Source organism: Streptomyces sp. NBC_00872 (assembly GCF_045161915.1).
In the GTDB taxonomy this organism is placed as follows: domain Bacteria; phylum Actinomycetota; class Actinomycetes; order Streptomycetales; family Streptomycetaceae; genus Streptomyces.
On sequence record NZ_CP108806.1, the window covers coordinates 1,379,899 to 1,404,941 of the forward strand.

Below are 25,043 nucleotides of genomic sequence, written 5' to 3' on the forward strand. Positions count from 1 at the left end.
GCCGACGGTCGGCGGCAAGGCGTTTTTCTGTGCCGACCGCCCCGCCTCGGGCGTCCGGGCCGATCAGCTGAAGATGGACGGTGAGCTGTGGGAATCCCCGGACTCGGCAAACTCGGAGCGGTCGCGCGACCCGCCATGGGGCTGCTGGACTCACTGGTGGAACCCCTGGTCTCCCGTGTGTCCTCCTGCGCACACGCCCGCGTACGGATGTTCGACGGCGGGCGCGCCCATCTGGCGGTGCGCGGACTGCGGGGCTCGACGGGCCCCAAGGTCGCCGAGGACCTGGAGCGACTCCTCACCGAGATGCCCGGTGTGCGATGGGCCGCGGTGAACGCCGTCCTGCAGAGTGTGGTCGTCGCGCTGGAAGGTCCGACGGACGACGAGGCGACCGTAAGCGGGCTGCTCGAAGTCGTCGAGGCCGTCGAAGAGGCATACGACACGGCCCATGGACCGATGCCGCTCCACCCGGCCTCCGCCGAACCGGCCGGCCGCGCCGTCTGGGCCATGGCGACCCAGGCCGTGGCACTGCCGCTGGCGGTCGTCGGCCGCCTGACGCGCAGCTCTCCGCTGCCGCTGGAACTGGCCTCGCTGGTCACCATCGTGGAGACGCAACCGCGTCTGCGCCGTGTGGTCGGGCAGGTGGTGGGAGACCGGAACACCGCGGTGGTACTCGCCACGTTGAACGCGGCCGCCCAGGGGAGCGCGGGCGGATTCCTCGGCCTCGCGGTCGACGGCGTACGGCATGCGCTGAGTACGGCGGAACTCAAAGCCCAACGCGCCGCCTGGACCGGCGCGGAGCCGGACCTCACCGGTACTCCCCAGCTGGCGCGGGCGGAGCTCCGGAGCCCCGTGCCGCGTCCCGTTCCGCTGCGGCCGGGCCCCGTCGAGCGGTACGCCGACACCGCCGCCGTCATCGCGGGCCTGACCTTCGCCGGGGCGCTGGCGGTGACCCGGCGTACGAGCAGCGCGGCCAGTGCCTCGCTCGCGGCCATCCCCAAGGCCCCCGGGCTGGCCCGGGAGGGCTTCGCCTGCGCTCTCGGCCGCGCCCTCGCCCACAGGGGCACCGTGGTCCATGACCCGGAGGCCCTGCGCCGGCTCGACCGTGTCCGCACCGTCGTCCTCGACAGCGCCGCCCTGACCACCGGCGCCCATGTCCTCGCCGATCTCATCCCGCTCGACGGGGCGTCCGCCGGGGATCTCGCCGCCACGGCCCACCGGCTCTTCCAGCCTCGCCACCCCGAACGCCTCAGCCGGAGCGGAGGCGGGAGCGACGACGACGGCGAGGGCGAGACCGACGAGGGCGGGACGGAGACCGAGGACGGGACCGAGACCGAGGGCGCGAAGGACACGGAGTGGTCCCTCGGCCCGCTGGACCGGCTCGCCCTGCGCGGCCGGACCGGCGTCCGGGCACGGGAGCGTCTGGAGCGTGAGGGCGCCGCGTATGTGCTGGGTCTGGCACGGGGCGACCGGCTGATGGCGGTGGTCAGCGTCGTCCCGGAGGTCCATGAAGCCGCCGAGAGACTGGTGGGCGCCGCGCGGCGGGCCGGACTGCGGGTGCTGGCGACGAGCGGCGGCACGCCGACGGTCGTTCCCGGGGCCGACGCCACCGTACCCGGCGGCGGAAGACTGGCCGCGTCCGTACGCGAGCAGCAGGCCGACGGCACCGGAGTCCTCGTGGTGTCCCGGGACCGCGAGACCCTGGACGCCGCGGACGTCGGCATCGGGATCGCCGGGGCCGAGGGACGGCCGGCCTGGGGTGCCCACCTCTACGCCGCGGACCCCGGCGAAGCCGTGGTCGTGGTCGAGGCGTGCGGTGTCGCCCGCCGGGTCGCCCGCCGTGGGGTGTGGCTGGCCAAGGGCGCCTCGGGCCTCGGCAGCACGATGACACTGGCCGGGCAGGCCGGACAGCCCGGGACGCTCAGTCTGGCGGCCGTCAACTGGTCCGCGGCGCTCGGCATGGCCTACGGCGTGTGGTCCGCGGTCGAGCTCCTGCGCCGTCCACCGGACCACGGGGCGTCCCGGCAGCCCTGGCACTCGATGCCGCCGGAGACCGTACTGGCCAGAACGGCGAGCCACGAGAACGGTCTGACCGGGCGTCAGGCGCTCGACCGTGCCGAGCGGTCCGGCGAGCAGGTGCCGAGGACCTCCTCGCTCCCCCGTGCCGTCATGACCGAACTGGCCAACCCGCTCACCCCCGTTCTGGTGGGCGGCGCCGCCCTCTCCGCGGCGGTCGGCGGCGTTCTCGACGCGGTCATCGTCCTCGCCGTCACCGGACTGTCCGGCCTCATCGGCGGCACCCAGCGCCATGTCACCGACAGGGCGGTGCGCCGACTGCACCAGCGGTCCGCGGTACGGGCCCGAGCGGTGCGGGACGGCGAGGAGCACGAGGTGGCCGCCGAGGAACTGGTCGTGGGGGACATCGTCGTCCTCGGATCCGGTGATGTCGTGCCCGCCGACTGCCGGCTGCTGGACAGTCATGGGCTGGAGGCCGACGAGTCGGCGCTGACGGGCGAGTCGCTGCCGGTCGGCAAGGCGGTCGATCCGGTGCTCGCCGCCGATGTGGCGGACCGTACGTCCATGCTCTACGAGGGCACCACCGTGGCCGCCGGACGCGCCCGTGCCGTCGTCGTGGCGACCGGCGGGGCCACCGAAGCCGGGCGCGGCGCCACCGCGGGCCGGGGCGCCCGGCCCGCGGTGGGTGTCGAACACCGGCTCGCGCGGATCACCAGGACCACCCTGCCCCTGGCGCTCGGCTCGGCGGGGGCGGTGATGGCCGCGGGGCTGCTGCGTGGCCGGCCCGCCCGCGAGACCGTGGGCGCGGGTGTCGGCCTCGCCGTGGCGAGTGTGCCCGAAGGGCTGCCGTTCCTGGTCTCCGCCGCTCAACTCGCCGCCGCCCGACGGCTCTCCACGCTGGGCGTGCTGGTGCGTGATCCGCGCACCATCGAGGCCGCGGGCCGCGCCGACGTGCTGTGCTTCGACAAGACCGGCACCCTCACCCACGGACGTATCGAACTCGCCCTGGTGGTCGCGCGGGGTGACGACGGCGAGGACGTCGAGGACGCGGGTCGGCCGCCGGACCGTCTCGACGCCCGTCAACAGGCCGTACTGGCAGCCGCGTTACGAGCCACCCCGCGCCCGCGCGACAACCGCAAACTGGAGCACTTCACCGATCGCGCCGTGGTGTCCGGTGCCGAACTGGCCGGTCTCACCCGTACCGACGGGGCACCCGGCTGGCAACGCACCGCGGGCCTGCCGTTCGAGCCCAGCCGTGGCTTCCACGCCACCCAGGCCCGGAGCGGCGGGCGCCGGCTGCTGTCGGTCAAGGGCGCCCCGGAGCGGGTGATCGAGCTGTGCGACATGGACCGCGAGGCGAAGGACGCGCTCCTCACCCGCAGCGAGAAGCTGGCCGCCGAGGGCCACCGGGTACTGGCGGTCGCGGAGTCGTGCGACGAGGGCAGTGACCCGCTCACCGACGACTCCGTGAGCGGCCTCGGCTTCCTCGGCTTCCTCCTCCTCAGCGACAAGGTCCGTGGCGGTGCGGCGCGTTCGGTGCGGCAGCTCGCCGAAGCGGGCGTGCACATCGTGATGATCACCGGGGACCATCCGCAGACCGCCGAGTCGATCGCCCGTGAACTCGATGTCGTCGACGGCCGGCGGGTCGTCACCGGCGCGGACCTGGACGCCCTGGACGACGAGGCGCTGGACGCACTGCTGCCGCAGGTGGGCGTCGTCGCCCGGGGCACCCCCACCCACAAGGTGCGGGTCGTCAAGGCGTTCCAGCGGCTCGGGCGTACGGTCGCGATGACCGGCGACGGCGCCAACGACGCACCCGCCATCCGGCTCGCCGATGTCGGTATCGCCCTCGGCGCCCGCGCCACCCCGGCCGCCCGTGCCGCGGCGGACCTGGTCGTCACGGACGACCGGCTGGAGACCATCCTGGCCGCGCTGGTCGAGGGCCGCGCGATGTGGGCGTCCGTACGGCAGGCGCTGGCCATCCTCCTCGGCGGCAATCTCGGCGAGATCGGTTTCACCGTCCTCGGCGCCACCGTCGGCGGGGCCTCGCCTCTGACGGCTCGTCAGCTCCTGTTGGTCAACCTCTTCACGGACCTCGCGCCCGCCATCGCCGTCGCTCTGCGTCCGCCCGGGGAGGACACCAAGGAGCGTCTCCTCCGCGAGGGTCCCGAATCGTCGCTCGGCACCGCCCTGACCGACGAGATCACCGTACGGGCGATGGCCACCGCGCTCGGAGCGACGGCCGCGTGGATCGCGGCCCGTGCCACGGGGCGACCCGCCCGCGCCCGGACGGTCGCGCTGGCCGCCCTTGTCGCGACCCAGCTCGGCCAGACCCTTCTGATCGGCTGGCGCAGCCCCGCTGTCCTGGCCGCCGTCGCCGGGTCCATGGCGGGGCTGGCCGCTGTCATCCAGACCCCGGGGGTCAGCCACTTCTTCGGCAGCACGCCGCTCGGTCCGGTCGGCTGGACGATCGCGCTCACCGCAGCGACGGCGGGCACGGCGGCCTCCGTCTTCCTCCCCCCGGTGGCCCGCCACGCCCGGACGGCCCTGGACACGTTCCGGACCGGGCCGCTCGAACCCGTGCTGGCCGCGCTGCGGGACGCCGAGCACCAGGGAGAGCTGATCGCCCTCAGGCGGCGGCCGTACGACAAGCCCGAGGCCGACGGGCCGACCGCCCGCACCGGTACCCACGACGACACGGGAGGTTCATCCACCGGCCCGAAGGACCCGACGCCCGCCATCCCCGAGGCAACCATGAGCCCGGCACCGGCCTGACACCCGGCACCGGCCCGACCCGCTCGCCCGTACACACCGGCCGCACGCACCGGTCGCACGGACCGGCCGCACGCGCCGGCCGCCCGACCGGGGCGTTCAGGAAGTCCTCAACGACTCGATGTAGTCGAGCACGGTGTCGAGTCCGGCCTCCAGTGCGAGGGTGTCACGCCGGATCTGGGTCAGCAGCAGTCCGCCCTGCAAGGTGGTGAGCAGCGCCAGACCGAGCCGGTCGGGATCAGCCTCGGGGCGCAGCTCACCGCGGTCGCGCATCGCGTGCAGTCCGTCGCGAAGGGACTTCTCCCACAGGGCGAATCCGGCTGCCACATCCTCACGGGCCGATGAATCGGCCTCCGCCAGCTCGCTGCCGAGCGAACCTATCGGACAACCGCCGGCGCAGTCGCGCGCCTTCTGCAGGGTGACACCGAAGTCCCGCCACGCGCGGAGCGCTTCCATGCTGTCAAGGCGGCTGTAGCGGGGCTCGGCCGAGCCGAAGGCGCCGAGCACCATGCCGGTCTGGTGCGCGATGACCGCGCGGACCAGCGACTGCTTGTCCTTGAAGTAGTGGTAGATCTGCGAAGGGCTGACCTCCGCGGCCTCCTGCACGTCCTCGATGGTCGTACCGGCCACCCCGTGCTCGAACATCAGGGCCGCCGCGGCGGCCGCGATACGGTCCCGCGTCGCCCGGCCCTTGCGTGTCAGACGCGGTGCGGCGGTACCGGCCTCGGCCTCCTCGGTTCGCATGCCGGCATGGTATGCGTTTTGGAGCATTCATTACAAGAATTCAGCCGTCACACGCATCGCCGCCGTGACAGTCCGTGACACCGGTGGCCGACAGGCGCCACAACCGTCAGTATTGGAGTTGACGCTCCAGAAATGGCATGACAGCATCCTCATATTGGAGCGGACACTCCAATTCCACTATCCGAGGGAAGCAACACGATGGAACTGACGGATCAGGTAGCGCTCATCACCGGCGGTACGGCCGGAATCGGCCTCGAAGCCGCCCGGCTGTTCGTCCGCGAGGGCGCCACGGTCATCATCTCCGGCCGCAACGCCGAACGCGGCGCCGCAGCCGTCGCCGACATCGGGGACGGTCCGGGCTCGGTACGCTTCGTCGCCGCCGATCTGGCCGATCTGGAATCGGTCGGCGCGCTGGCCGAACAGGCGGGACCGGTCGACATCCTGGTCAACAACGCCGCGGCGTTCCCGGTCGCCACGACCGTGGACCAGAGCATCGCCGCGTTCCAGCAGATGTTCGACACCAATGTGCGCGGTACGTTCTTCCTCACCGCCGCCGTGGCGCCCGCGATGCTCGCCAAGGGCGCCGGCAGCATCGTCAACGTCACCACCATGGCCGCCTCCATGGGTGTGCCCGGAGCGTCCGGCTACAGCGCCACCAAGGCCGCGCTCGCCTCCTTCACCCGCACCTGGGCGGCCGAGTTCAGCCCCAGCGGCGTCCGCGTCAACAGTGTCGCCCCCGGTCCGACCATCACCGAAGGCGTCCTGGCCGAATGGGGCGACGGCGTCGCGGAACTCGGCAAGGGCCTCCCCCTGCGCCGTACCGCCGAACCCACCGAGATCGCCGAGGCCATCCTCTTCCTCGCCTCCCCCCGCTCCAGCTATGTCACCGGCTCCACCCTCGCCGTGGACGGCGGCGCCACCGCCATCTGACCCCCACGCACAACACACCGCCGTGTCGTGTTCAGCGGTCGACCACTTACTCAGAGGTCGACGAGGACCTCGGTGGCGGGCGTGGCACAGCAGATCAGGACGTCGCCGGGCTCGGGCGGTTCGAGCGGCGGGGCGGTGTAGTCGATGTCGCCGGAGACGAGGGGGGTGACACAGGTATGGCAGACACCGGTACGGCACGACCACCGGGTGGGGATGTCGCATGCCTCGGCGAGTTCGAGCAGGGAGTTGTAGTCCGGTGACCAGGGCACGGAGATGCCGCTGCGGGTGAAGGTGACGAGAGGCCCGGAGCCGGGCGGACCAGGGGGCTGGTGCGGACGTGTGGCCGCCGTGGCCGCGATGCCGGGGGTGATGGGGGCCCTGGCTCCGAACAGTTCGGTGTGGATGCCGTCAGCAGGGAGACCGGACTCCCGCAGGGCCTTGCCGAGGTCGGTCATAAAGGATTCCGGCCCGCACAGATAGACGTCGGCGTCGGCCGGAATCCCCAGGGCCGCCAGGGACTCGGGGACCAAGTGCCCGTATGTGACACGTGTTTGTGGCTCGGCCCCGGCCCGGTCGGCCTCAGCCCGGTCGGTCCCGGCTCGGTCGGCCTCGGCCCGGTCGGCCTCGGCCCGGTCGGGAGGCGCGGTGTAGAAGATGTGCTGGTGCGCGCCGGGCAGTTGGGCCAGGAGACCGCGGGCTTCGACGGCGAAGGCGTGCTGTTCGCGGTCGCGCGCGGTGTGGATCCACCACACCGGCTGCGGGCCACGGTGGGAGGCCAGTCGGTGGAGCATGGCGAGCACAGGGGTGACACCGATGCCGGCGGAGAGCAGCACAACGGGGTTCTTCCCCTCCACGAGCACGAAGTCCCCTCGGGGGCTCGCGACGTCCAGCAGCGTCCCCGGGCGCACTTCGGTGTGGAGGTAGGTGCTCACCAGGCCGTGGGCCTCACGCTTGACGCTGATGCGGTAGCTGTCCGTTCCTGGCGCGGAGGACAGTGAGTAGCTGCGCACCGGAGCGGGCGAAGGGCCGCCGGTGACGCGGATCGCCAGGTACTGGCCCGGTTGGGCCGCGGGCAGTGGCCGCCGGTCGGTGGGTTCGAGATAGAACGAGGAAACGGTGGGGGTCTCGGGGACGATACGGGCGACGCTCAGCGGTTTGAACCCGGGCCATCTGGCGGTCTCCTCGTCAGACTGTGCCGGGGCCGCGGGGTGGTCGCCGGCTTCCACGAGTTCGTGGAAGGACTGCCGCCAGCCGGGGCTCAGGGCCGGGATGGACAGTGCGGTGCGCAGCTTCGCCGGGTCGCGGCCGGGAAGGTAGAGCAGGGCGTCGATGTCGGCGACGCTGAGCGCCCCGGGACCGGTCCGGGTACGGATGATCTCGTCACCGGCCCGCACCCGGCCTTCGGTGATGACACGCAGATAGAAGCCGGGGCGGTGGTGGGCGACGAGCAGGGAGGCCATGGCGGGCAGGCCCAGCCGCATCCCGACCCGGTAGCAGGTGACACGCGGCTGGGTGACCTCGAACTCGGCCTCGCCCATCCGGTAGCGGTCACCGATGCACACCTCGTCGTCGGGGAGCCCGTCGACGGTGAAATTCTCGCCGAAGTGGCCGAACCGCAAGTCGTCACGTTCGAGGTGCTCACGCCAGTACCGGTAGGACTCCAGTTGGTACACGAGCACGGCCCGGTTCTCTCCGCCGTGTCCTTCCAGATCACCCTGTCCGTCGCCGTCGATGTTCAGCCGCCGCACCATCCGGGGGCCTTGGACGGGCTGCTTCCATGCCCCCGTGTGGACGGTCCTGCCCTGCCAGGAAACGTCCTTGGGCATACCGACATTCACCGAAAGTAGCGTCGCCATCGCGCGTCTCCTGAGTGGACGGGGGCCGGAAACCAGCCGCTCATCGTGCTCGGAGCGGTCCACCTGGAATTCGAGGGTAGCCCTCCGCCCTGCCTCCGGCGTTCCCGATCATGAACGTCCGCGAACATCGGGGTTCGCGCCGCGCTGGTACATTCCCCGGCCGGACATGGACGAGAGCCGTCTGCGCTCAACGCCAAAGACACCGCGCCGGATCAGAGCGATCCTGATCCGGCCCGCCGCAGGTAGCGCGAGCGGGCCAGGTCATGGGCGGTACGAAGCAGCTCCCGGACGGCCGACTCCGTTCGCGTCCCCGGGTTCACCACGGCCAGCCAGCCCAGAGTGCCGTAGACGGGATGCGCCATCACGGAGTCGGACACGCTCGGGTCGGCCTCACTCGCGGTCGCGTCGCGCGGTTGCCGGCCCGTCCAACTGGTGAAGGCTTCCTTCCCGGCGAACAGGTTCAGACGGAAGGTACCGGGACGGTTCAGACGTGACTCCTCGTCGCCCGGGTAGTCCTTCGTCACGATCGTCGCGAAGGGCTGGGCCGCCTTCGGGACCTCACCATCGGGTGCGTGGTAGAAGAACGTGTCTCCCCAACCGATCTCAGGTGAACCGTCGCCCGGTACCGGCCTGAGAGTCAGAACCCCGTCAAGGCCGTTGAGGAACTCGGTGATCTCGTCAATGCTCATGTGTTGTAGCGTTTCATTCATGTGCTCGTGGAGACTTCGGTCCCGAGATGCCGAGGTGGACAGCTGAGAAGTCGCAAGTCGCCCATCCTGCGGACGATCGATGTGGCGCGGCATGCCGGGTACTCCGTCCAGCAGGTACGCAATCTCGAACGCGACGGCGTGCTGCCGCCGGCAACGCGCTCCCCCGCGGGATACCGGATCTACGACGCGGCGCATCTGCGCTCCGCGCTGGCCTACCGGGCTCTCGCGGACGGCGCGGGGCCGGCCGAGGCCAGGCGGATCATGCACGCGGCGCACGCACAGCCCGGTTCGGACCTGCTCGCGCTTCTCGACGCGGCACACGCCCGGCTCGACAGGGAGCGGCGGGCACTCAAACTGGCCGAAGAGGCCGCGGCGGCGATCTCCGGCGAACCGATGGACGATGTACGCCCGTCGGACGCCATGAGCATCTCGGAACTCGCCGCCGCGCTCGGTGTGCGCCCCTCGACGTTGCGGCACTGGGACGCGGAGGGCCTCGTCGTACCCCGTCGGGCCTCCCCGCGAGGACCGCGACGGTACTTCCCCGACGATGTCCGGGACGCTCGGATCGTCCATCAGCTGCGCATGGCCGGCTACCGCGTCGCCCCGCTCCAAGCCTTGCTGCCGGAGCTGCGAAGCACCCACCGGTGGGACGGGGACGAGGTAACGACCACACTGGCCGCCCGGAACGCGAGCATCAACGCCCGGTCAAGAGCCCTCCTCGACGGCGCCGCCGCGCTCAGCACCCTGCTCCCACCGACGGGAGCTGTCCCTCGGGAGGCGGCGGACGGCTCACAGGCGTGAGTCCCCGGGTGCCCGGAACACACGGGCGAACTGGACCTATGTCCACCAGACCGGGGCGGTGGCGCTCACGGCTTCGACCAGTTCGTCGCGGCTGACGCCGTCGTCCGACAGCCAGGCCTTGAGCGCACCGGCGAAACCGTGCGCGAGGAACCGCGCCACGATCCGGTGGTCGACCCCCTCGGGCGGAGCGTGGCCCGAGGTGCGCATGAAGGCGAGGCTGTAGTCGGTGAAGTGCTCGGTCAACGCGTCGTAGATGCCGTGGTCCGCGGAATCGTGCCGCGCGTGGCGGTAGATCTCGCGATAGCGCTCGACGTGGTCGACGACGTCCCCGGTGGCCAGACGCAGATTGACATCGGGGGGCACCGTGCCGGCTGACCGTCGTTCCTCGTCCTCGGCGCGTCTGGCCCGCAGATCCGCGCGGAGCACACGGGTGAGGACATCCAGCGGCGTCGCGTAGCGGTTGTAGAACGTGGCGCGGCTGACGCCCGCCGCTTCGGCCAGCTCCGAGACGCTGATCCGGGAAATGGGCCGGGTGGACGCGAGCGTGATCACGGCTTCCTCCGTGGCGCGCTCCGTCCGGGTAATCCGTGGGTCCACCATGCGCGCGTCTCTCCTCCTGCGGTCAGCGGGGGTCATCGTGCCATGTCGGGAGCACGGGCCACCGTGTGCGGTGTCCGGCCCGGAGGGCGGCGGGGGCACCGAGCACGGCGTGGGGGCCGGGCGGGGGGCCGGGCGCGCCGGGGGGCCGGACCATGCGGACGCTGCGGTACGCGTACAGTCTTGGACACCTGTCAAATAGTTGCGGCGGATCACTTACCCGCGGGCCGCCGCCTTTCGCTCCCCGAGGAGACGTCATGGGCATCCACACCGCCATATCCGGACAAGAGGCAGCGGACCGTCTCGCCCTGCGCGAACTCGTGGACGCGTACGCGCACCGCGCGGACAGCCGGGACGCCGAGGGCCAGATGGCGCTTTTCACGAAGGACACACGCTTCGCCGTCCACATGGACAGCCGCTCCCCCGAACCGACGCAGGAACTGCACGGCCGCGACGCGCTCGCGCCGGTCTTCGACAATCTGAACACCTACGAGACCACGACTCACTTCAACGGCCAGTCCACAGTGACCGTCGACGGCGACAGCGCCACCGGCGAGACCTACTGCCTGGCGCATCACATCTGGGAAGTGGAGGGGCGGCGGACCCTGATGATCGCCTCCATCCGCTACCTCGACACCTTCACCAAGGCCGACGGCCAGTGGCTCTTCGCCGAACGGAAGCTGATGGTCGACTGGACCGAGACCCGGCCCTCCACGCCGTGACGGGCCGTCGAGCAGTCCAGTTGTACAGATGAAACTGTACAACTTAAGCTGCGGGTTCTAGTGTGATGCGCGTGAATGAGAGCCCGCGTGAATGAGAGCCCGCGTGAATGAGAGCCCGCGCCTGTCGCCCTCGGCGGTCCAGGCTTCGCGAGAGGTCCGTACGGTCATCAGCCGTCTGCGGCGCCGCATCCTGAACGCCGCCGGAGCCGAGGACATCACCCTTGGGCAGGCGTCCGTACTGACCCGTCTGTCCGGCGAGCAGGGCGTCACGGCCAGTGAGCTCGCCTCGGCCGAGGGAGTGCGCCACCAGTCGATGACGGCGACGGTCGCGTCGCTGACGGCCTTGGGGCTGGTGGAACGGCGGCCCGACCCCGATGACGGGCGCCGTCTGCTGATCGCGCTGACCGCCGAGGGGCACCGGCGGGTGGAGGAGGGGCGGCAGGCCCGGCAGGAATGGCTCGCCGGTGAGTTGCAGGAGAAGTGCACGGAAGAGGAACGGCGGGCCGTCATCGCCGCCATGGCGGTACTGGAGCGCCTCACCCGTGACTGACCGGAGGGCAGAGGGGCGAGGGGGGACGGCGACGGCGGGCTTCGACCGGCGGCTGCTGCCGCCGATGATGCTGGGCTCGGTCCTGAACCCGATCAACTCGACGATCATCGCCGTCACGCTCATACCCATCGGCGACGCGTTGGGTGCGCCGCCCTCGCAGACCGCGTGGCTGGTCTCGGCCCTCTATCTGGCCACTGCTCTCGGGCAGCCTGTCATGGGGCGGCTCATCGACATCTTCGGGCCGCGCAGGCTCTTCCTCGTCAGCACGAGCCTTGTCGGGGTCGCCGGTGTCGTCGGCACCCTGGCGCCGGATCTGGGGGTGCTGATCGCCTCGCGGGTCCTGCTCGGGTTCGGCACCTGCGCCGGGTATCCCGCCGCGATGGCGCTGCTGCGCAGCGAGGCCAGGCGCACCGGGCAGGACAGTCCCGGCGGGGTGCTGACCGCTCTGGCCGTCGCCAATCAGACCATCGCCGTGATCGGCCCTCTGCTGGGCGGTCTGCTGATCGGGCTGGGCGGCTGGCGCGCCACCTTCGCGCTGAATGTGCCGCTGGCCGTCGTGGCCGTGCTGCTGGGGCTGTTCCGGCTGCCCAAGGTGGCCGGTGCGGAGGTGTCCCCGCGGCGTGGGCGTCTCGCCGCCCGGCTCGACCTGCCCGGCATGGCGCTGTTCGCCGCGATGCTCGTCTCGCTGCTGCTGTTCCTGATGAACCCGCATCCGCGGGACTGGTACCTGCTGGTGACCGCCGCCGCCGCGAGCGCCGCGTTCGCGGTGCGGGAGCTACGGGCCCCCACCCCGTTCATCGACCTGCGGGTGCTGGGCGGCAACACCCCGCTGCTGATCACCTACGGGCGCGCGCTGGTCGCCTACGTCGTCGCCTACTCCTTCCTCTACGGGTTCACCCAGTGGACGGAGGAGGGCTTCGGGCTCTCGCCCTTCCACGCCGGGCTGGTGCAGATCCCCATGTTCCTGGTGGCCATCGGTGTCTCGGTCGTCTCCGGGCGGCGCGAGGGCGTACGCGGCAAGCTGCTCGTCGGCGCGCTCGGTCAGGTCGTCGCCTGTGTGGTGATGCTGACGCTCACCGGGGGCAGCCCCGTGTGGACGCTGGTTCTCGTCGCCCTGATCTTCGGCGTCCCGCAGGGGCTGAACAACCTGGCCCTGCAGAACTCCGTCTACTTCCAGGCCGATCCCGAGCGCACCGCCTCCTCGGCCGGTCTGCTGCGCACCTTCGCCTACATCGGCTCGATGGTCGCCTCCTCCACGGCGGCCGCCTCCTTCGGACAGCGCGCGGACACCGGCGGCCTGCACCACCTCGCCTGGATCATGCTCGGCGCCGGTGTGCTCCACCTCCTCCTGACCGTCTTCGACCGCGCTCTCGGCCGCACTCCCGACCGCACTCACGACCGCGCGACGGACGGGGACGCCTCGGCCGGCACTTCGTAAGCGCAGGGGCGCCGGCCACCTGGCCGGCGCCCCTCGTCCGCGGAACCGCGTTCAGAACAGCGGGTCTAGAACTGGAGCGCCCAGGAGTCGATGTACCCGGTGTCGGCGGACGCGTTGTCGGTCACCCGCAGCTTCCATGTGCCGTTGGCCGCCTCCGAGGAGGCGTTCACCGAGTAGGTGGTGTTGATGTTGTCCGCGCTGCCGCCGGTGCCGAACGCCTTGAGCGTGTAGGCGGAACCGTCGGGGGCGATCAGCTGGACCTGGAGGTCACCGATGTAGGTGTGCGCGATGGTCACGGGCACGCTCAGCGAGGCCGGGGCGTTGCCCGCGACACCGCTCACGGTGACCGGCGACTCCACGGTGGAGTTGTCGCTGATCGTGTAGTTGGCGGTGTTCTCGAACCTCGCTCCGGGCGGGGTGACCGTACCGCCGGGCACGTTGAGCAGACGGTTCGGCGAACCGCTGCCGGGGTTGGTGACAACGCCGGTGCTGGCCAGGGAGATCAGGCCCGAGGAGACCTGGGCCGGTGTGGCCGTCGGGTTGGCGGCCAGGTACAGCGCCGCGGCGCCCGCCACATGCGGGGTCGCCATCGACGTACCCGAAATGGTGTTGGTGGCGGTGTCACTGGTGTTCCACGACGACGTGATCGACGAACCCGGCGCGAAGATGTCCAGCACCGTGCCGGTGTTCGAGAAGCTGGAGCGGGCGTCGGTGGAGGTCGTGGAGCCGACCGTGATGGCCTCGGTGACCCGGGCGGGCGAGTAACTGGAGGCGTTCAGGCCGTCGTTGCCGGCGGCGACCGCGAAGGTCACACCGGCCGCGATGGCGTTGCGGACCGCCGTGTCGAGCGTGCTGTCCGCGCCACCGCCGAGCGACATGTTGGCGACGGCCGGCTTGACGGCGTTCCGCGCCACCCAGTCGATACCCGCGACGACGCCCGCCGTGGTGCCCGAGCCGCTGTTGTCGAGGACGCGTACGGCGACGATCTTCGCCTTCTTGGCGACACCGTACGAGGTGCCGGCGACGGTACCCGCGACATGTGTGCCGTGGCCGTTGCCGTCCTGGGCGACGTTGTCGTTGTCGACGGCGTCGTAACCGTTGGAGGCGCGACCGCCGAAGTCGCTGTGCGTGATCCGGACGCCGGTGTCGATGATGTACGCCGTGACGCCCTGGCCCGCCGAGTCGGGGTAGGTGTACCTGCTGTCGAGCGGGAGGTTCTTCTGGTCGATGCGGTCCAGGCCCCAGGACGGCGGGTTGGTCTGGGTCGCGTCGGCGTGGAAGGTCCGGTTCTGGACGACGGAGGCGACGGACGGATCGGCGGCGAACTTCTTCGCCTGCGCCTCGGAGAGGTTCACCGCGTAGCCGTTGAGGGCCTTGGTGTAGGTCTTCTCGATCGTCGCGCCGTACTCCTCGGCCAGCGCCTTGCCGGAGGCCGAGCCCGCCTTGGCGGCGGAGTCGTGGAAGGTGACGATGTAGCTGTTGGCGATCGAGCCGGCGGCGCCGGCGTACTGGATCCGGCCCTCCTGCTGCTGGGGGGCCGCGCTCGCGGGGAGCGCGGAGACGGCGCCGAGCACGAGGGCCGCGGCGGCCGCCGTACCGATTCCGGCAAGACCGAGTCTTCGCCGGGCGTGACGCGTTGCTGCCATGTGAGGGTCCTCCTCAAGAGGTGGTGCGCTGATGGTGGGGTGGGGCCTGGTGCCTGGTGCTGGTGCCTTTCGAGGCGCGGGGAGGCGGCGGACGCTTGGGACCGCTCACCGTGCTTCGCGTGCTCCGTGATGTCCGATTTAGGCATGGACATGTCAATCGAGGGAACAGGGCCGATCCGACAGGTCCAGGGGTGGGGTGCCAACTCGGTGCGCCAGCCGAAAGATTGGTGGTTCCGCAGGAATTGCACAAGAGGTCGCGGGAGACGTAACACAGCCGCCACAGACGAATCACGCCGTCAACCCCGGCGCAACGTCACCAAATGCCGCTTACCGGCGACCACGCGGCTGATAACAGTCGGTAGCGCGGCGATTTCGGAGAGTGCCCGATGTGTGCCGTTGACCACCCCGGTCACCGACCGTGACAGTGCCTGTGTGATCGACGACACTCTGTCCCCCACACCGTCCCCCACACCCACAGGGCCCGCCGCCGCCGGTCCGCAAACCCGGGAGAGTCCGCTCCGGGTGGCCGTGGCGAGCTTCATCGGCAACACCATCGAGCTCTACGACTTCTTCATCTACGGCATGGCGGCGGCGCTGGTCCTCGACGACGTCTTCTTCCCCAACCTCTCCCCCCTCAACGCCACGCTCGCGTCGTTCTCCACGTACGCGGTCGCCTTTCTGGCTCGCCCGATCGGCTCAATCGTCTTCGGCCATTTCGGCGACCGCGTCGGCCGTAAATCCGTCCTGGTCGCCTCACTGCTGCTCATGGGTCTGTCCACGGCGCTGGTGGGACTGCTCCCCGGCTACGCCACCCTGGGGAGCTGGGCACCTGTACTGCTCGTCCTGCTCCGCTTCCTCCAGGGAATCGGGATCGGCGGCGAGTGGGGCGGCGCGGTGCTCCTCGCCGTGGAACACGCGCCCCGCGGACGGCGCGGGCTGTACGCGGCGTTCCCCCAACTCGGCCCGCCCGTCGGCTTCTCCGCCGCCACCGGCGTCTTCTGGCTGATGTCCGCGTCGCTCGACGAGGCGGCCTTCGCGAGCTGGGGATGGCGCGTCCCGTTCCTGCTGTCCTTCCTGCTGGTCGCCGTCGGGCTGGTCGTACGGCTGAAGATCAGCGAGACCCCGGTCTTCGCACGGTCCGTGGCCGAACGGACGGCGAGCAGGGCGCCCTTGGCGGAGCTCGTCCGGCGCCATCCGCGCGAACTGCTGCTCGGCGCGGGCGCCATGGCCATCGTCTACACGCTCTTCTACGCGTCGATGACCTACGGCCTGTCGTACACCACGGCGTCCCTGGGCGTGCCGCGCAATACGATGCTGGCGCTGTCCCTGGTCGCCTGCCTCTTCCTCGCGACCGCCATCTGGCTCTCCGCCACCCGCTCCGACACGGACGGCCGGCGGAAACTGGTGCTGACGGGCTGCGGACTGGCCGCGGTCTGGGCCCTGCTGCTGTTCCCGCTGCTCGACACCGGGCGCCCGGTGGTGATGGCGGTGGCCATGGGCGGCGCGCTGTTCTGTGTGGGCGTGATCTCCGGCCCGATGGGCGCGTATCTGCCGGAACTGTTCCCCGCCCGCGTCCGCTACTCGGGCGCGTCACTCGCGTACAACCTGGGCGGCGTCCTGGGCGGCGCGGTCTCCCCCCTGGTCGTACCGCGCCTCCAGTCCGGCTTCGGCTCGGCGTCGGTGGGCTGGTACGTCTGCACGATGGCCGTGGTCTCGCTGCTGTGCGTGCGGGCGCTCCCGGAGACGAAGGAACGCGAACTGGTCTAGCAACGTGGCCTTCCGCGCCGGTTCGCGTTCCTTCGTCTCACGGGAGTGCGGTGCCGCTGCCCTGTCCGGTCCGCCCTGACCAGGCAATTCAAGGTCCTCCCAAGGATCACCGAAGGTGAGCCGCCCATCGTGGTCGACCCAGGCACCGTACGCAGCTCGCACGAGGAGAGAAGATGGGCGTGCCGACAGTGAGAACGATGTCGATCGAACGGAAGTTCGCCATCGGTGTGGCGGCGCTGTGCGTCGGCAGCTGGGCGGCCGGTGCGCGGACGCGGTTTCTCGGTTCGCGCCGGCGGATGGCGGCGTTCTCCACGATGCCTCGCGCCGACGGCCGTGTGGTCGAGGTCGACCACCGGCGTCCGCCGGGCGCCGAATTCGGTGTGATCTTCTTCAACGGCCTCGGCCTTCCGCACGAACAGTGGGCCTGGGTACGCGAGCATCTGCCCGGGAACGCGGCCTGCGTGGGCTACAACCGGCCGGGGCACGGGCTCAGCAGCCCGCTGCCCGGGGCCACCCTGGAGGAGCAGTTCCGGATCGTCGACGAGCTGCGCGAGCGCTACCTCGACGGCCTGCCGCTGGTGCTGGCGGGACACTCGATCGGCGGTTATCTGGCCGCCGCGTACGCCGCGTCGCGGAGGGACACGGCGTTGTCCCACGTGGTGATGGTGGATCCCACGATCATCTCCGATCTGCGGGCCAACCTCGGCCGGCTTCCCGACCGGTGGACGCGGCAGCGGCTGCTGATGGAATGCCTGTGGGCCGCCACCGGGCTCAACATCCTGCGTCCGATGACACCGGTTCGCGAGCTCTACGCCGAGGAGATCAAGGAGAGCCTCACCGCTTTCCACGCCATGCCGCGTGTGTGGGCCACCGCGTACGGCGAGTACATGGCGGCGCGCGTCTACCCGCCCGTCGAGAAGCTGGGTGTCCCCCTGCACGTGGTGACGGCGCTGAAAGGCACACGCAGTGCCGTGAGGCACCGCAGGTCGCAGGAACGGATGCTGGAGCTGTCGGATCTCTCCTGGCACCACGTGCGTGGGGACGCCGACCACATGGGGGTCGTCGCGGAGGAGACCTACGCGAAGGCCCTCGCCGAGCTGATCGTCCCCGGGAGCGCGGCGTGAACGGGCAGCGTGCCGTGTACGCGGCGGTGTCCACCGGGCTCGCGGCGTGGCTGGTCAGCACCGCCGCCGGCCAGCTCCCCGACAGCAGGTTCGACCATCTGCTCGCGAGGGGTCCTCTGCGCCTCCTCCGGGCGCCCAACTGGAGGTTCTTCGGCCCCAATCCCGGTGTGTCGGACTCGCATCTGCTCTACCGGGACATCACCGGCGGAACGGCGGCTCCCTGGAGGGAGATCGAGGTGACCCCGGACCGGCCCTGGTACGCCCTGGCCTGGAACGCGGGCAACCGCGCCCCCAAGGTCCTCTTCGACGCGCTCCAGGTCATCGTCAAGGCGGCCAACGAGTCGTCCGCGGACCTGGGCCGTATCGTCTCCAGCCCCGGCTACTGGATCCTTCAGCACTATCTGACCAGCAGGATCCCGCACGAGCCGGGCGCCGACCACACCCAGTTCATGCTGTTGCGGGCGCACCCCGAGCGCGGGCAACAGCACGCGGTGGAGCCCCTGTTCGCCTCCGAGCACATCCCGCTGCGCTCCCCGCTGCCGACGGCCTCGGCAGCGACAGCAACAGCGACCGCGACCGCGACCGCGACCGCGACCGCGACCGCGACTACACGGTAGACCGCATCGGCCGGGAGTCTCGCTCTCACGCCGCCCTCACGCTGTCCTCACACCGCCGTGCCCACGCGTGAGAGCGGGACCCCCAGCCGAAACGGGCGTCACGCCCCGCTGGGGAGCAGTCACTGCTCAGTCGCAGCTCAGAGGCTGCTCAGTCACTGCTCTGCCGGAAACACCGCCCAGAGATCCGCCACAAGGATCACGAAGAAAGGGAACAGATGTCTCTCATCGCCCAGTTCGCCAACGAATCCCTGACCGACATCACCCCGGGGATGCTCTCGGAGACCGACGCCGCAGCCCGTCTGGACACCCCCGCCGACCCCGTGATGGCCACCCCGACCACCGTCCTCGCCACTGAGCTCTTCGCTCTCGCGACGGGGATGCTGGCGGCGAACATCGCCAACTACGTGGACCGCAACAACTACTGACGTCCGGCGGCCGAGCCGAGTGACGCCGAACCCCCGTGGGCGGGACCGCGCGGCTGACCCGGCCTCCCGCGGTGTCACCCCCGCGACGCGGTGCTGACCGAGGGCAGCGGGGTGTTCGGCGTACGGCAGGACCGCAGCGCGTCGCCGGACCGCCCGGCGCCGTCGCGGCCGGGGACAGGCGCCGTCCTGTCCCCGGCCCTCACTCCCACCAGAAGGAGACTCCGTGTTCCGTCGCCTGACCAGGGTGGCCTCGTCCCTCGCCCCGCGGCACCCGCCCACCGCGGTACGCCGCATAGCCTCCGCGGGCACGTTCGTCGCGGCGCTGGAGACACTCAGCCAGCACAAGCGGTTCGCGCGGGGCGACCTGCTGGGAAGCCAGGTCGAGGCCGTCCATCCGTGGCTCGGGAAGCGATACCCCAGGGTGAACCGCGCGTTGGCGTCCAGGGCGTTCCCGTACGCGGTCTACGGCACGCAGGCCGCCGTGTCGGCGGCCACGTTCCTGTGGCCCGGGAACCGGCCGCTGCGGATCGCGGGCGGGGTGACCCTGGCCGTCCTGCAGAGCGCGCAGTCCGCCTTCATCCCGTTCGGCCGGGACGGCGCCGACCAGTTGCAGCAGGTCATCAACATCACGATGGCTTCCACCGGACTGGTCCGCGACCGGGAGCAGGACGACGACCTCGCGATGCGGACGCTGGCGCTGGAGACCTCGCTCTCCTATGTCGCCTCCGGGGTGGTGAAGGCCGTCTCCCCGGTCTGGCTGCAGGGGGACGCCGTCGCCGGGGTGATGCGGACGAAGAGCTACGGGGACCCGCGCGCGCACGGACTCATCACCCGCTACCCGGTGATCTCCAAGGCACTCTCCTGGGGCACGATCGCCATCGAGTGCGGCTTCCCCCTCATCTATGTGCTCCCCAGACCCGCCGCCCGCGCCTACCTCGCCACGATGCTGGCGTTCCACCTCGGCATCGGCGAGTTCATGGGGCTCAACCGCTTCGTTCTCGCGTTCGGCGCCACTCATCCGGCGATCCACTACGTGCTGTCACAGCGCCGGCGCGAGCTGGCCGCCACACCCCGGCCCGCCACGCCCCGGCCCGCCGCGACCCCGGCCGTATGAGCCTGGCCGTATGAGCCTCGCCGACGTACGGCGAAGCGTCCCGCGGCGCGGATCGCGGACCGCCTGAGACCGGGAACTCCCACCGCGGGAGTGTCCCTTCCACAGAAACGGAGAACCCATGTCGATCGCGGATATCGGCTACGGCAGGCAGTTCGGCGGCTGGTACGACCGTATCTTCCAGAACGGCGCCGTCACACGGGCCACCGTCGACGCCGTCGCCGGGTTCCACCCGGACCCGGCCTGGGGCACGCTGGAGTTCGGCGTCGGGACCGGCCGGATCGCGCTGCCCCTGTCGCACCGTGTCGGCGCGGTCACCGGTGTGGACTCCTCGCGGGAGATGCTGGCCGCTCTTGAGAAGAAGGCCGACGAGGGCGAGGTGACCGCCGAACTCGGCGACATCCGGACCTACCGCGGCGACCGGCGGTACGGTCTCGTCTACTGCGTCTGCTCCACGCTCTCGCTGATCCTCGACCCCGAGGGGCAGCGGGAGACCATCGCCCGCGCGGCCGAACATCTGCGGCCCGGCGGCAGACTGCTGGTCGAGACGCACAACCGTCCCGGCATCGTGGCCCTGCACCAGGGTCTGGCGCGTACCACGATGTTCGTGCCCTACCCGGAGCCGGACACCGGTATCCAGATGCACGCCACGCTCCTGGGGGAGAACCGGATCTGGCAGGTGTCGACCATCTTGTTCGAGGCGGACGGCACGCACCGCGTCGGCACCGAGACCGCGCGTCTGCTCACGCCCGACGAGGTCGATGTCTACGCCCGGGACTCCGGACTGCGGCCCGAGGGTCACTACAGTGACTGGCAGCGGACCGACTACGTTCCCGCGACCGGTCTGTTCGTCGCGTCCTACGTCAAGCCGGCATGAACCTCCGGGAGACGGTCCGCCGCCACCGGGTCCTGCTGATCTCCGGCTTGAGCATGGGCCTGGCCGGCGCGGCGGCCAAGCTCGCCCAGCCGTGGATGCTGGGCCGGCTGATCGAAGCCGTGGCCCTGGACGAGCCGGTCGCCTGGCCCATCACGTTCATCGTGGTGTTCTTCCTCGCGGACGCGGCGCTGAGCGCCGGACACGCCTACGCGATCGGCCGGGCCGGCGAGAACATCGTCCACGACGCCCGGCGTGTCCTCGGCGGCCGGCTGCTCCGCAGCCAGATCTCGCACTTCTCGCGTCTGGAGCACGGTGATGTCTTCGCGCGCACCGTGTCCGACACCTCCATCGCCGGTCTGGTCATCGCCCAGGCGATGGCGCAGATGGTCAGCTCCGTCCTCATGGTGGCCGGCGGCATCGTGCTGATGGCGAGGCTCGACTGGCCCTTGCTGCTCACCACGGTCGGCTGTCTCGGTCTGGCCAGCGGCGGCGCGCTGCTGCTGGCCCGTCAGGTGCGTATCGCGGCGCTGCGGAACCGGGAGCGCGTCGGCGCGTTCGGTTCGGGTCTCCAGCGGGTGCTCGGCGCCCTCACCACGGTCAAGGCGTCACGCGCCGAGGAGCGGGAGACCCAGGAACTGGCACGGCTGGCCGACCGGGCGCGGCGCAGCGGGATCCGGGTCGCCGGGCTCGGTTCGCTGCTCACTCCGGCGATGAACGTCGGCACACAGCTCTCGCTCGCCGTCGTCATCTCCTGGGGTATGGCCCGGGTCGCCACGGGGTCGCTGCCGGCCGCCGACCTCACGGCGTTCGTGATGTACCTCTTCTACCTGGTGACTCCGCTGGTGCTGCTCTTCCTGTCGATCGGCCAGATCCAGCAGGGCCGCGCCGCGGTCCAGCGCGTGACGGAGCTGGGAACGATCCCGCAGGAGGAGGACGAGGGGGAGGGGGAGGGGGAGGAGCCCGGGGGGAAAGAGGGCGCGGAACTCCCCCGGCAGCGGCGGGAACGCGAGCCCGCCGCGGAACCGGCCCCCGCGGCCCCCGCGGCCCCTGCGGTCCGCTTCGAGAACGTCAGCTTCTCCTATCACGCCAACGCCCCGGTGCTCCGGGATGTCTCCTTCACCCTGCCGCGCCGCGGACTGACCGCGATCGTCGGTGCCTCCGGCGCCGGCAAGACGACGACGTTCCAGCTCATCGAACGCTTCTACCGGCCGGACTCCGGCACGATCCGGGTCGCGGGCCATGACACCGCCGCCCTCGGGCTCGCCGAACTGCGGTCGCTGGTCGGCTATGTCGAGCAGGACACACCGCTGCTGCGCGGCACGATCCGCGAGAATCTGACGTACGCGAACCCCGGGGCCGGCGAGACCGACATCGCCCGCGCGTTGCGGCTCGCCAGTCTGGAGGGCTTCGTCGCGGAACTGCCCGACGGGCTCGACACGGAGCTCGGCGAGCGCGGCGCCGGTCTCTCCGGCGGCCAGCGGCAGCGGCTCGCCATCGCCCGCACGCTGCTCCAGCGGCCGGAGGTGATCCTGCTGGACGAGGTCACCGCGCATCTCGACAGTGACACCGAGGCCGCGCTGCGCGACGCGATGACGGAAGCCGCTCGCGAGTGCGCCGTACTGGCCATCGCACACCGGCTGTCCACCATCGTGCGGGCCGACCGCATCATCGTGCTGGAGGAGGGACGCGTGCGAACGGTCGGCACCCACCGGGAACTCATCGAGTCCGACGAGGTGTACCGGCGGCTTGCCGGCCAGCAGTTCGCCGCCGAGGAGGCGCCGGTATGACGCGCCCCGATGTCGCGGTCGTCGGCAGCGGCCCGAACGGTCTGGCCGCCGCCGTCACCATGGCGCGTGCCGGGCTGACCGTGCACGTCCACGAACAGGCCGCCACCGTCGGCGGCGGCCTGCGCGGTGAGACGCTGTTCGACTCCGAGATCCGGCACGACGTCTGCGCGGCCGTGCACCCCATGGCGGCCGCCTCGGCCTTCTTCCGGGAGTTCGACCTCGCCGCCCGTGGCGTCGCGCTGCTGCGACCGCCGATCGCCTACGCGCACCCCCTGGACGGCGGCGCCGCGTTCGCCCACCACAGCCTCACCGAGACCTGTGACCGGCTCGGCCCGGACGGGCACCGCTGGCGGCGGTTGATGGCGCCGCTGGTGCGGCACAGTACGGGCGTCACCGACTTCCTGCTGTCCGGCCAGCGGTCCCTGCCGCGCGACTTCACCGTCCCGCCGCTGCTCGGCCCGCGCGTGCTCGGACATGTCCTGCGGACCAACGGGCTGCGCACCGAGGGTGCACGGGCACTGCTCACCGGAGTCGCGGCGCACGCGATGGGGCGGCTGCCCAGCCTGCCCGCCGGCGCGATCACACTGCTGCTCGGGCATCTGGCGCACGCGACCGGCTGGCCACTGCCCCAGGGTGGCAGTGTGCGTATCGCCGAGGCCCTGGCCGACGATCTGCGGGCGCACGGCGGTGTGTTGCACACCGGCCACCGCGTCACCCGTCTCGCGGAGCTCGACGCCCGGGTGATCATGCTGGACACCACACCGCGCGGGCTGCTCGCGCTGGCCGGCGACCGGCTGCCGCCGCGCTACCGCCGGGCGTTGGAGCGCTTCCGCTACGGTCCGGGCGCGGCCAAGGCCGACTTCCTGGTCGGTGAGCCCATCCCGTGGGCCGACCCGGAGGTGGGACGGGCCGGGACCGTACATCTGGGAGGAACCCGCGCGGAAACACTCACGGCGGAGAACGCGGCGGTCCGGGGCCGGACCTGCGAGGAGCCGTTCGTGCTCCTGGTCGATCCCGCCGTGACCGACCCCGGCCGCGCCGTGGGCGGCCGCCGCCCGGTGTGGGCCTACGCACACGTACCGAACGGCGATACGCGGGACCCGGTGCCGCTGATCACCCGGCGCATCGAGCGGTACGCGCCCGGCTTCGCCGACACGGTCATCGCGGCGCGCGGCGTCCCGGCGGCCGCGTACGAGACGTACAACCCGAACTATCCCGGCGGCGACATCGGTGCGGGAGCCATCACACTCACACAGTCCCTGTTCCGACCGGTACCCGCCTGGAATCCGTACCGTACGCCCCTGCCCGGTGTGTATCTGTGCTCCGCGTCGACACCCCCCGGCCCGAGTGTGCACGGTATGTGCGGGTACTTCGCCGCCCGTGCCGCGCTGCGCGGGGAGTTCGGCATGACGGCCGCCCCGCGCCTGGGGCCCGAGGACGGGCCCCGTCCATCATGTCCGTCATAACGGTGGTGCGCGGCCGGCTGGGATCTCCGGGTCGCGGCCGGTGTCAGCCGTTGGAGAAGCGGCCCGCCTGGGCGAGGATCCGCTCCGGGTCGTCGGTCGGCGGGTAGATCCAGAGCGCGTTGATGTTCCGCTTGAGGGTCTTCGCCTCCGGCCCGGTCAGCGCGATCCTGCGGTCCCAGCCCTCGGTGAAAACGGCACCGGCGGAACCGAGATCCAGGCAGGTGGTGTAGGGGTCGGGGGTGAAGGGCAGCAGGGCGTTGCCCAGCAGGTCGGCCGCCACGTTGTGACCGGCGAACTTGCCCATCGGCAGGGCATGCTGGCAGCTCTGCACCGTGGAGTGCCCGTCTTCCGCGGGGGCGAGCGCGGTGTCGCCGGCCGCGTAGACGTCAGGAACGGTAGAGCTTGAGGATGCTGTCCTTCATCGGTCCGTCCACATGGCCGGCCATCTCCTCGGCCGGCCCGGCGGGGACATCGAAGCCGGTCACCAGGTCATGGGCGAAGGACGCCGGCTCCAGCTCGTTCATGTACCGGTCGCCCTCGACCTGGTCCTGCCAGATCTTGGCCAGGGGATGCCAGACGTACCGAGCACTGACGGGACCGTTACCGCCCGCCCAGGTACGGACCAGGTCGGGCCGCAGGGAGGCGACGCGGGCGGTGAGGATGCAGCCCCAGTCGTGGCCGGCCAGGTCCACGGGCTCGCCGACCCGCTCCAGCCGTTCGATGAGCCAGTCGACGTACTCCTCCTTGGTGGAGCCGAAGCCGGGAGGCAGCGCCGCACCGAAGCCGGGCAGATCCCAGGCCTCCACATCGGTGCGGGTCAGGTGCCGGCGAACGCCGTTCCATACACGATGGGTGTCAGGGACGCCGTGGATCAGGATTGCTGGCACGGTCGGGTCCTTCACGGTAGACGAAAGGGCTGGCTCCTGGTGCTGCGGCTGCGCGTATCCAGGGAGACGGGGGTGTGGTCCGGCGACACATCGGCGTCGCGGTGTTCGGCGTCCGGTCCGACGCCAGTGAGTGCCGCAGCCGATGTGCAACGATGTATCGAGGTGCGCACAGCGAACATACCGTGTGAAGCAACACCTTGTCA

Annotated in this window: 20 protein-coding genes and 1 pseudogene; 14 read left to right on the forward strand and 7 right to left on the reverse strand. The window is 71.2% G+C overall.

The genetic code is table 11. The features are described from left to right. The first annotated feature begins 87 nt into the window (after window positions 1-87). Window positions 88-4,788: an HAD-IC family P-type ATPase gene (locus OG214_RS05850; protein WP_405984020.1), complete on the forward strand. Its 4,701-nt coding sequence runs from the start codon at window positions 88-90 to the stop codon at window positions 4,786-4,788. A 96-nt stretch (window positions 4,789-4,884) separates the two neighbouring features. Here the strand turns inward: OG214_RS05850 and OG214_RS05855 are convergent, their stop codons facing one another. After that, entirely contained in the window at window positions 4,885-5,529 is a 645-nt protein-coding gene (locus tag OG214_RS05855; protein WP_363084360.1) for a TetR/AcrR family transcriptional regulator, read from the reverse strand. A 198-nt stretch (window positions 5,530-5,727) separates the two neighbouring features. Here OG214_RS05855 and OG214_RS05860 point away from each other — a divergent pair, with 198 nt between their 5' ends. Beyond that, complete coding sequence (locus OG214_RS05860; RefSeq protein WP_363084359.1) at window positions 5,728-6,459, forward strand: SDR family oxidoreductase; 732 nt, start codon at window positions 5,728-5,730, stop codon at window positions 6,457-6,459. A 50-nt stretch (window positions 6,460-6,509) separates the two neighbouring features. Here the strand turns inward: OG214_RS05860 and OG214_RS05865 are convergent, their stop codons facing one another. Together OG214_RS05865 and OG214_RS05870 are read right to left on the reverse strand one after the other, a co-directional pair. Further along, complete coding sequence (locus OG214_RS05865; RefSeq protein ID WP_405984021.1) at window positions 6,510-8,315, reverse strand: MOSC domain-containing protein; 1,806 nt, start codon at window positions 8,313-8,315, stop codon at window positions 6,510-6,512. A 212-nt stretch (window positions 8,316-8,527) separates the two neighbouring features. After that, on the reverse strand, window positions 8,528-9,004 hold the full coding sequence (locus OG214_RS05870; RefSeq protein WP_363084357.1) for a DUF6194 family protein: 477 nt from the start codon (window positions 9,002-9,004) through the stop codon (window positions 8,528-8,530). Between the two features lie 102 nt (window positions 9,005-9,106). Between OG214_RS05870 and OG214_RS05875 the strand changes: the two genes are divergently transcribed. Next, window positions 9,107-9,826, forward strand: a complete 720-nt coding sequence (locus tag OG214_RS05875; protein WP_405984022.1) for a MerR family transcriptional regulator — start codon at window positions 9,107-9,109, stop codon at window positions 9,824-9,826. A 36-nt stretch (window positions 9,827-9,862) separates the two neighbouring features. On the opposite strand, the gene OG214_RS05880 is transcribed toward OG214_RS05875, so the two are convergent. Further along, window positions 9,863-10,426: a TetR/AcrR family transcriptional regulator gene (locus tag OG214_RS05880; protein ID WP_363084355.1), complete on the reverse strand. Its 564-nt coding sequence runs from the start codon at window positions 10,424-10,426 to the stop codon at window positions 9,863-9,865. Between the two features lie 254 nt (window positions 10,427-10,680). Between OG214_RS05880 and OG214_RS05885 the strand changes: the two genes are divergently transcribed. From OG214_RS05885 to OG214_RS05895, 3 genes are all read left to right on the forward strand, one after another. Beyond that, window positions 10,681-11,145: a nuclear transport factor 2 family protein gene (locus tag OG214_RS05885; RefSeq protein ID WP_405984023.1), complete on the forward strand. Its 465-nt coding sequence runs from the start codon at window positions 10,681-10,683 to the stop codon at window positions 11,143-11,145. 91 nt (window positions 11,146-11,236) lie between these two features. Next, window positions 11,237-11,695 (forward strand): MarR family winged helix-turn-helix transcriptional regulator, encoded by a 459-nt coding sequence (locus tag OG214_RS05890; protein ID WP_405984024.1) that lies wholly within the window; start codon window positions 11,237-11,239, stop codon window positions 11,693-11,695. Window positions 11,696-11,759: 64 nt separating this feature from the next. Further along, the gene (locus OG214_RS05895; RefSeq protein ID WP_405987437.1) at window positions 11,760-13,133 is read left to right on the forward strand and encodes an MFS transporter; all 1,374 of its coding nucleotides are present in this window, start codon (window positions 11,760-11,762) and stop codon (window positions 13,131-13,133) included. A 65-nt stretch (window positions 13,134-13,198) separates the two neighbouring features. Here the strand turns inward: OG214_RS05895 and OG214_RS05900 are convergent, their stop codons facing one another. Beyond that, window positions 13,199-14,779, reverse strand: coding sequence for a S8 family peptidase (locus tag OG214_RS05900; protein ID WP_405984025.1), 1,581 nt, complete (start codon window positions 14,777-14,779; stop codon window positions 13,199-13,201). Between the two features lie 432 nt (window positions 14,780-15,211). On the opposite strand from OG214_RS05900, the gene OG214_RS05905 reads away from it, so the two are divergent. The 8 genes from OG214_RS05905 (at window position 15,212) to OG214_RS05940 (ending at window position 23,953) form a co-directional block, all read left to right on the forward strand. Beyond that, on the forward strand, window positions 15,212-16,546 hold the full coding sequence (locus OG214_RS05905) for an MFS transporter (RefSeq protein WP_405984026.1): 1,335 nt from the start codon (window positions 15,212-15,214) through the stop codon (window positions 16,544-16,546). 197 nt (window positions 16,547-16,743) lie between these two features. Continuing rightward, window positions 16,744-17,670, forward strand: a complete 927-nt coding sequence (locus tag OG214_RS05910; protein WP_405984027.1) for an alpha/beta hydrolase — start codon at window positions 16,744-16,746, stop codon at window positions 17,668-17,670. Next, window positions 17,667-18,287, forward strand: a complete 621-nt coding sequence (locus tag OG214_RS05915) for a hypothetical protein (protein WP_405984028.1) — start codon at window positions 17,667-17,669, stop codon at window positions 18,285-18,287. The genes OG214_RS05910 and OG214_RS05915 overlap by 4 nt, the downstream gene beginning before the upstream one ends. Window positions 18,288-18,502: 215 nt before the next feature. After that, complete coding sequence (locus tag OG214_RS05920) at window positions 18,503-18,712, forward strand: linaridin-like RiPP (RefSeq protein ID WP_405984029.1); 210 nt, start codon at window positions 18,503-18,505, stop codon at window positions 18,710-18,712. A gap of 223 nt (window positions 18,713-18,935) precedes the next feature. After that, the gene (locus tag OG214_RS05925) at window positions 18,936-19,826 is read left to right on the forward strand and encodes a hypothetical protein (RefSeq protein WP_405984030.1); all 891 of its coding nucleotides are present in this window, start codon (window positions 18,936-18,938) and stop codon (window positions 19,824-19,826) included. 118 nt (window positions 19,827-19,944) lie between these two features. Continuing rightward, on the forward strand, window positions 19,945-20,700 hold the full coding sequence (locus OG214_RS05930; RefSeq protein WP_405984031.1) for a class I SAM-dependent methyltransferase: 756 nt from the start codon (window positions 19,945-19,947) through the stop codon (window positions 20,698-20,700). Then, complete coding sequence (locus tag OG214_RS05935) at window positions 20,697-22,487, forward strand: ABC transporter ATP-binding protein (protein WP_405984032.1); 1,791 nt, start codon at window positions 20,697-20,699, stop codon at window positions 22,485-22,487. The genes OG214_RS05930 and OG214_RS05935 overlap by 4 nt, the downstream gene beginning before the upstream one ends. Further along, complete coding sequence (locus OG214_RS05940; RefSeq protein WP_405984033.1) at window positions 22,484-23,953, forward strand: phytoene desaturase family protein; 1,470 nt, start codon at window positions 22,484-22,486, stop codon at window positions 23,951-23,953. The genes OG214_RS05935 and OG214_RS05940 overlap by 4 nt, the downstream gene beginning before the upstream one ends. A 43-nt stretch (window positions 23,954-23,996) precedes the next feature. Here OG214_RS05940 and OG214_RS05945 read toward each other — a convergent pair whose 3' ends face one another. Both OG214_RS05945 and OG214_RS05950 read right to left on the reverse strand, forming a co-directional pair. Next, entirely contained in the window at window positions 23,997-24,257 is a 261-nt protein-coding gene (locus OG214_RS05945; RefSeq protein ID WP_405984034.1) for a hypothetical protein, read from the reverse strand. Window positions 24,258-24,342: 85 nt separating this feature from the next. Then, window positions 24,343-24,840 (reverse strand): annotated as a pseudogene (locus OG214_RS05950) (alpha/beta fold hydrolase); the annotation flags it as partial. Window positions 24,841-25,043 lie beyond the last annotated feature (203 nt).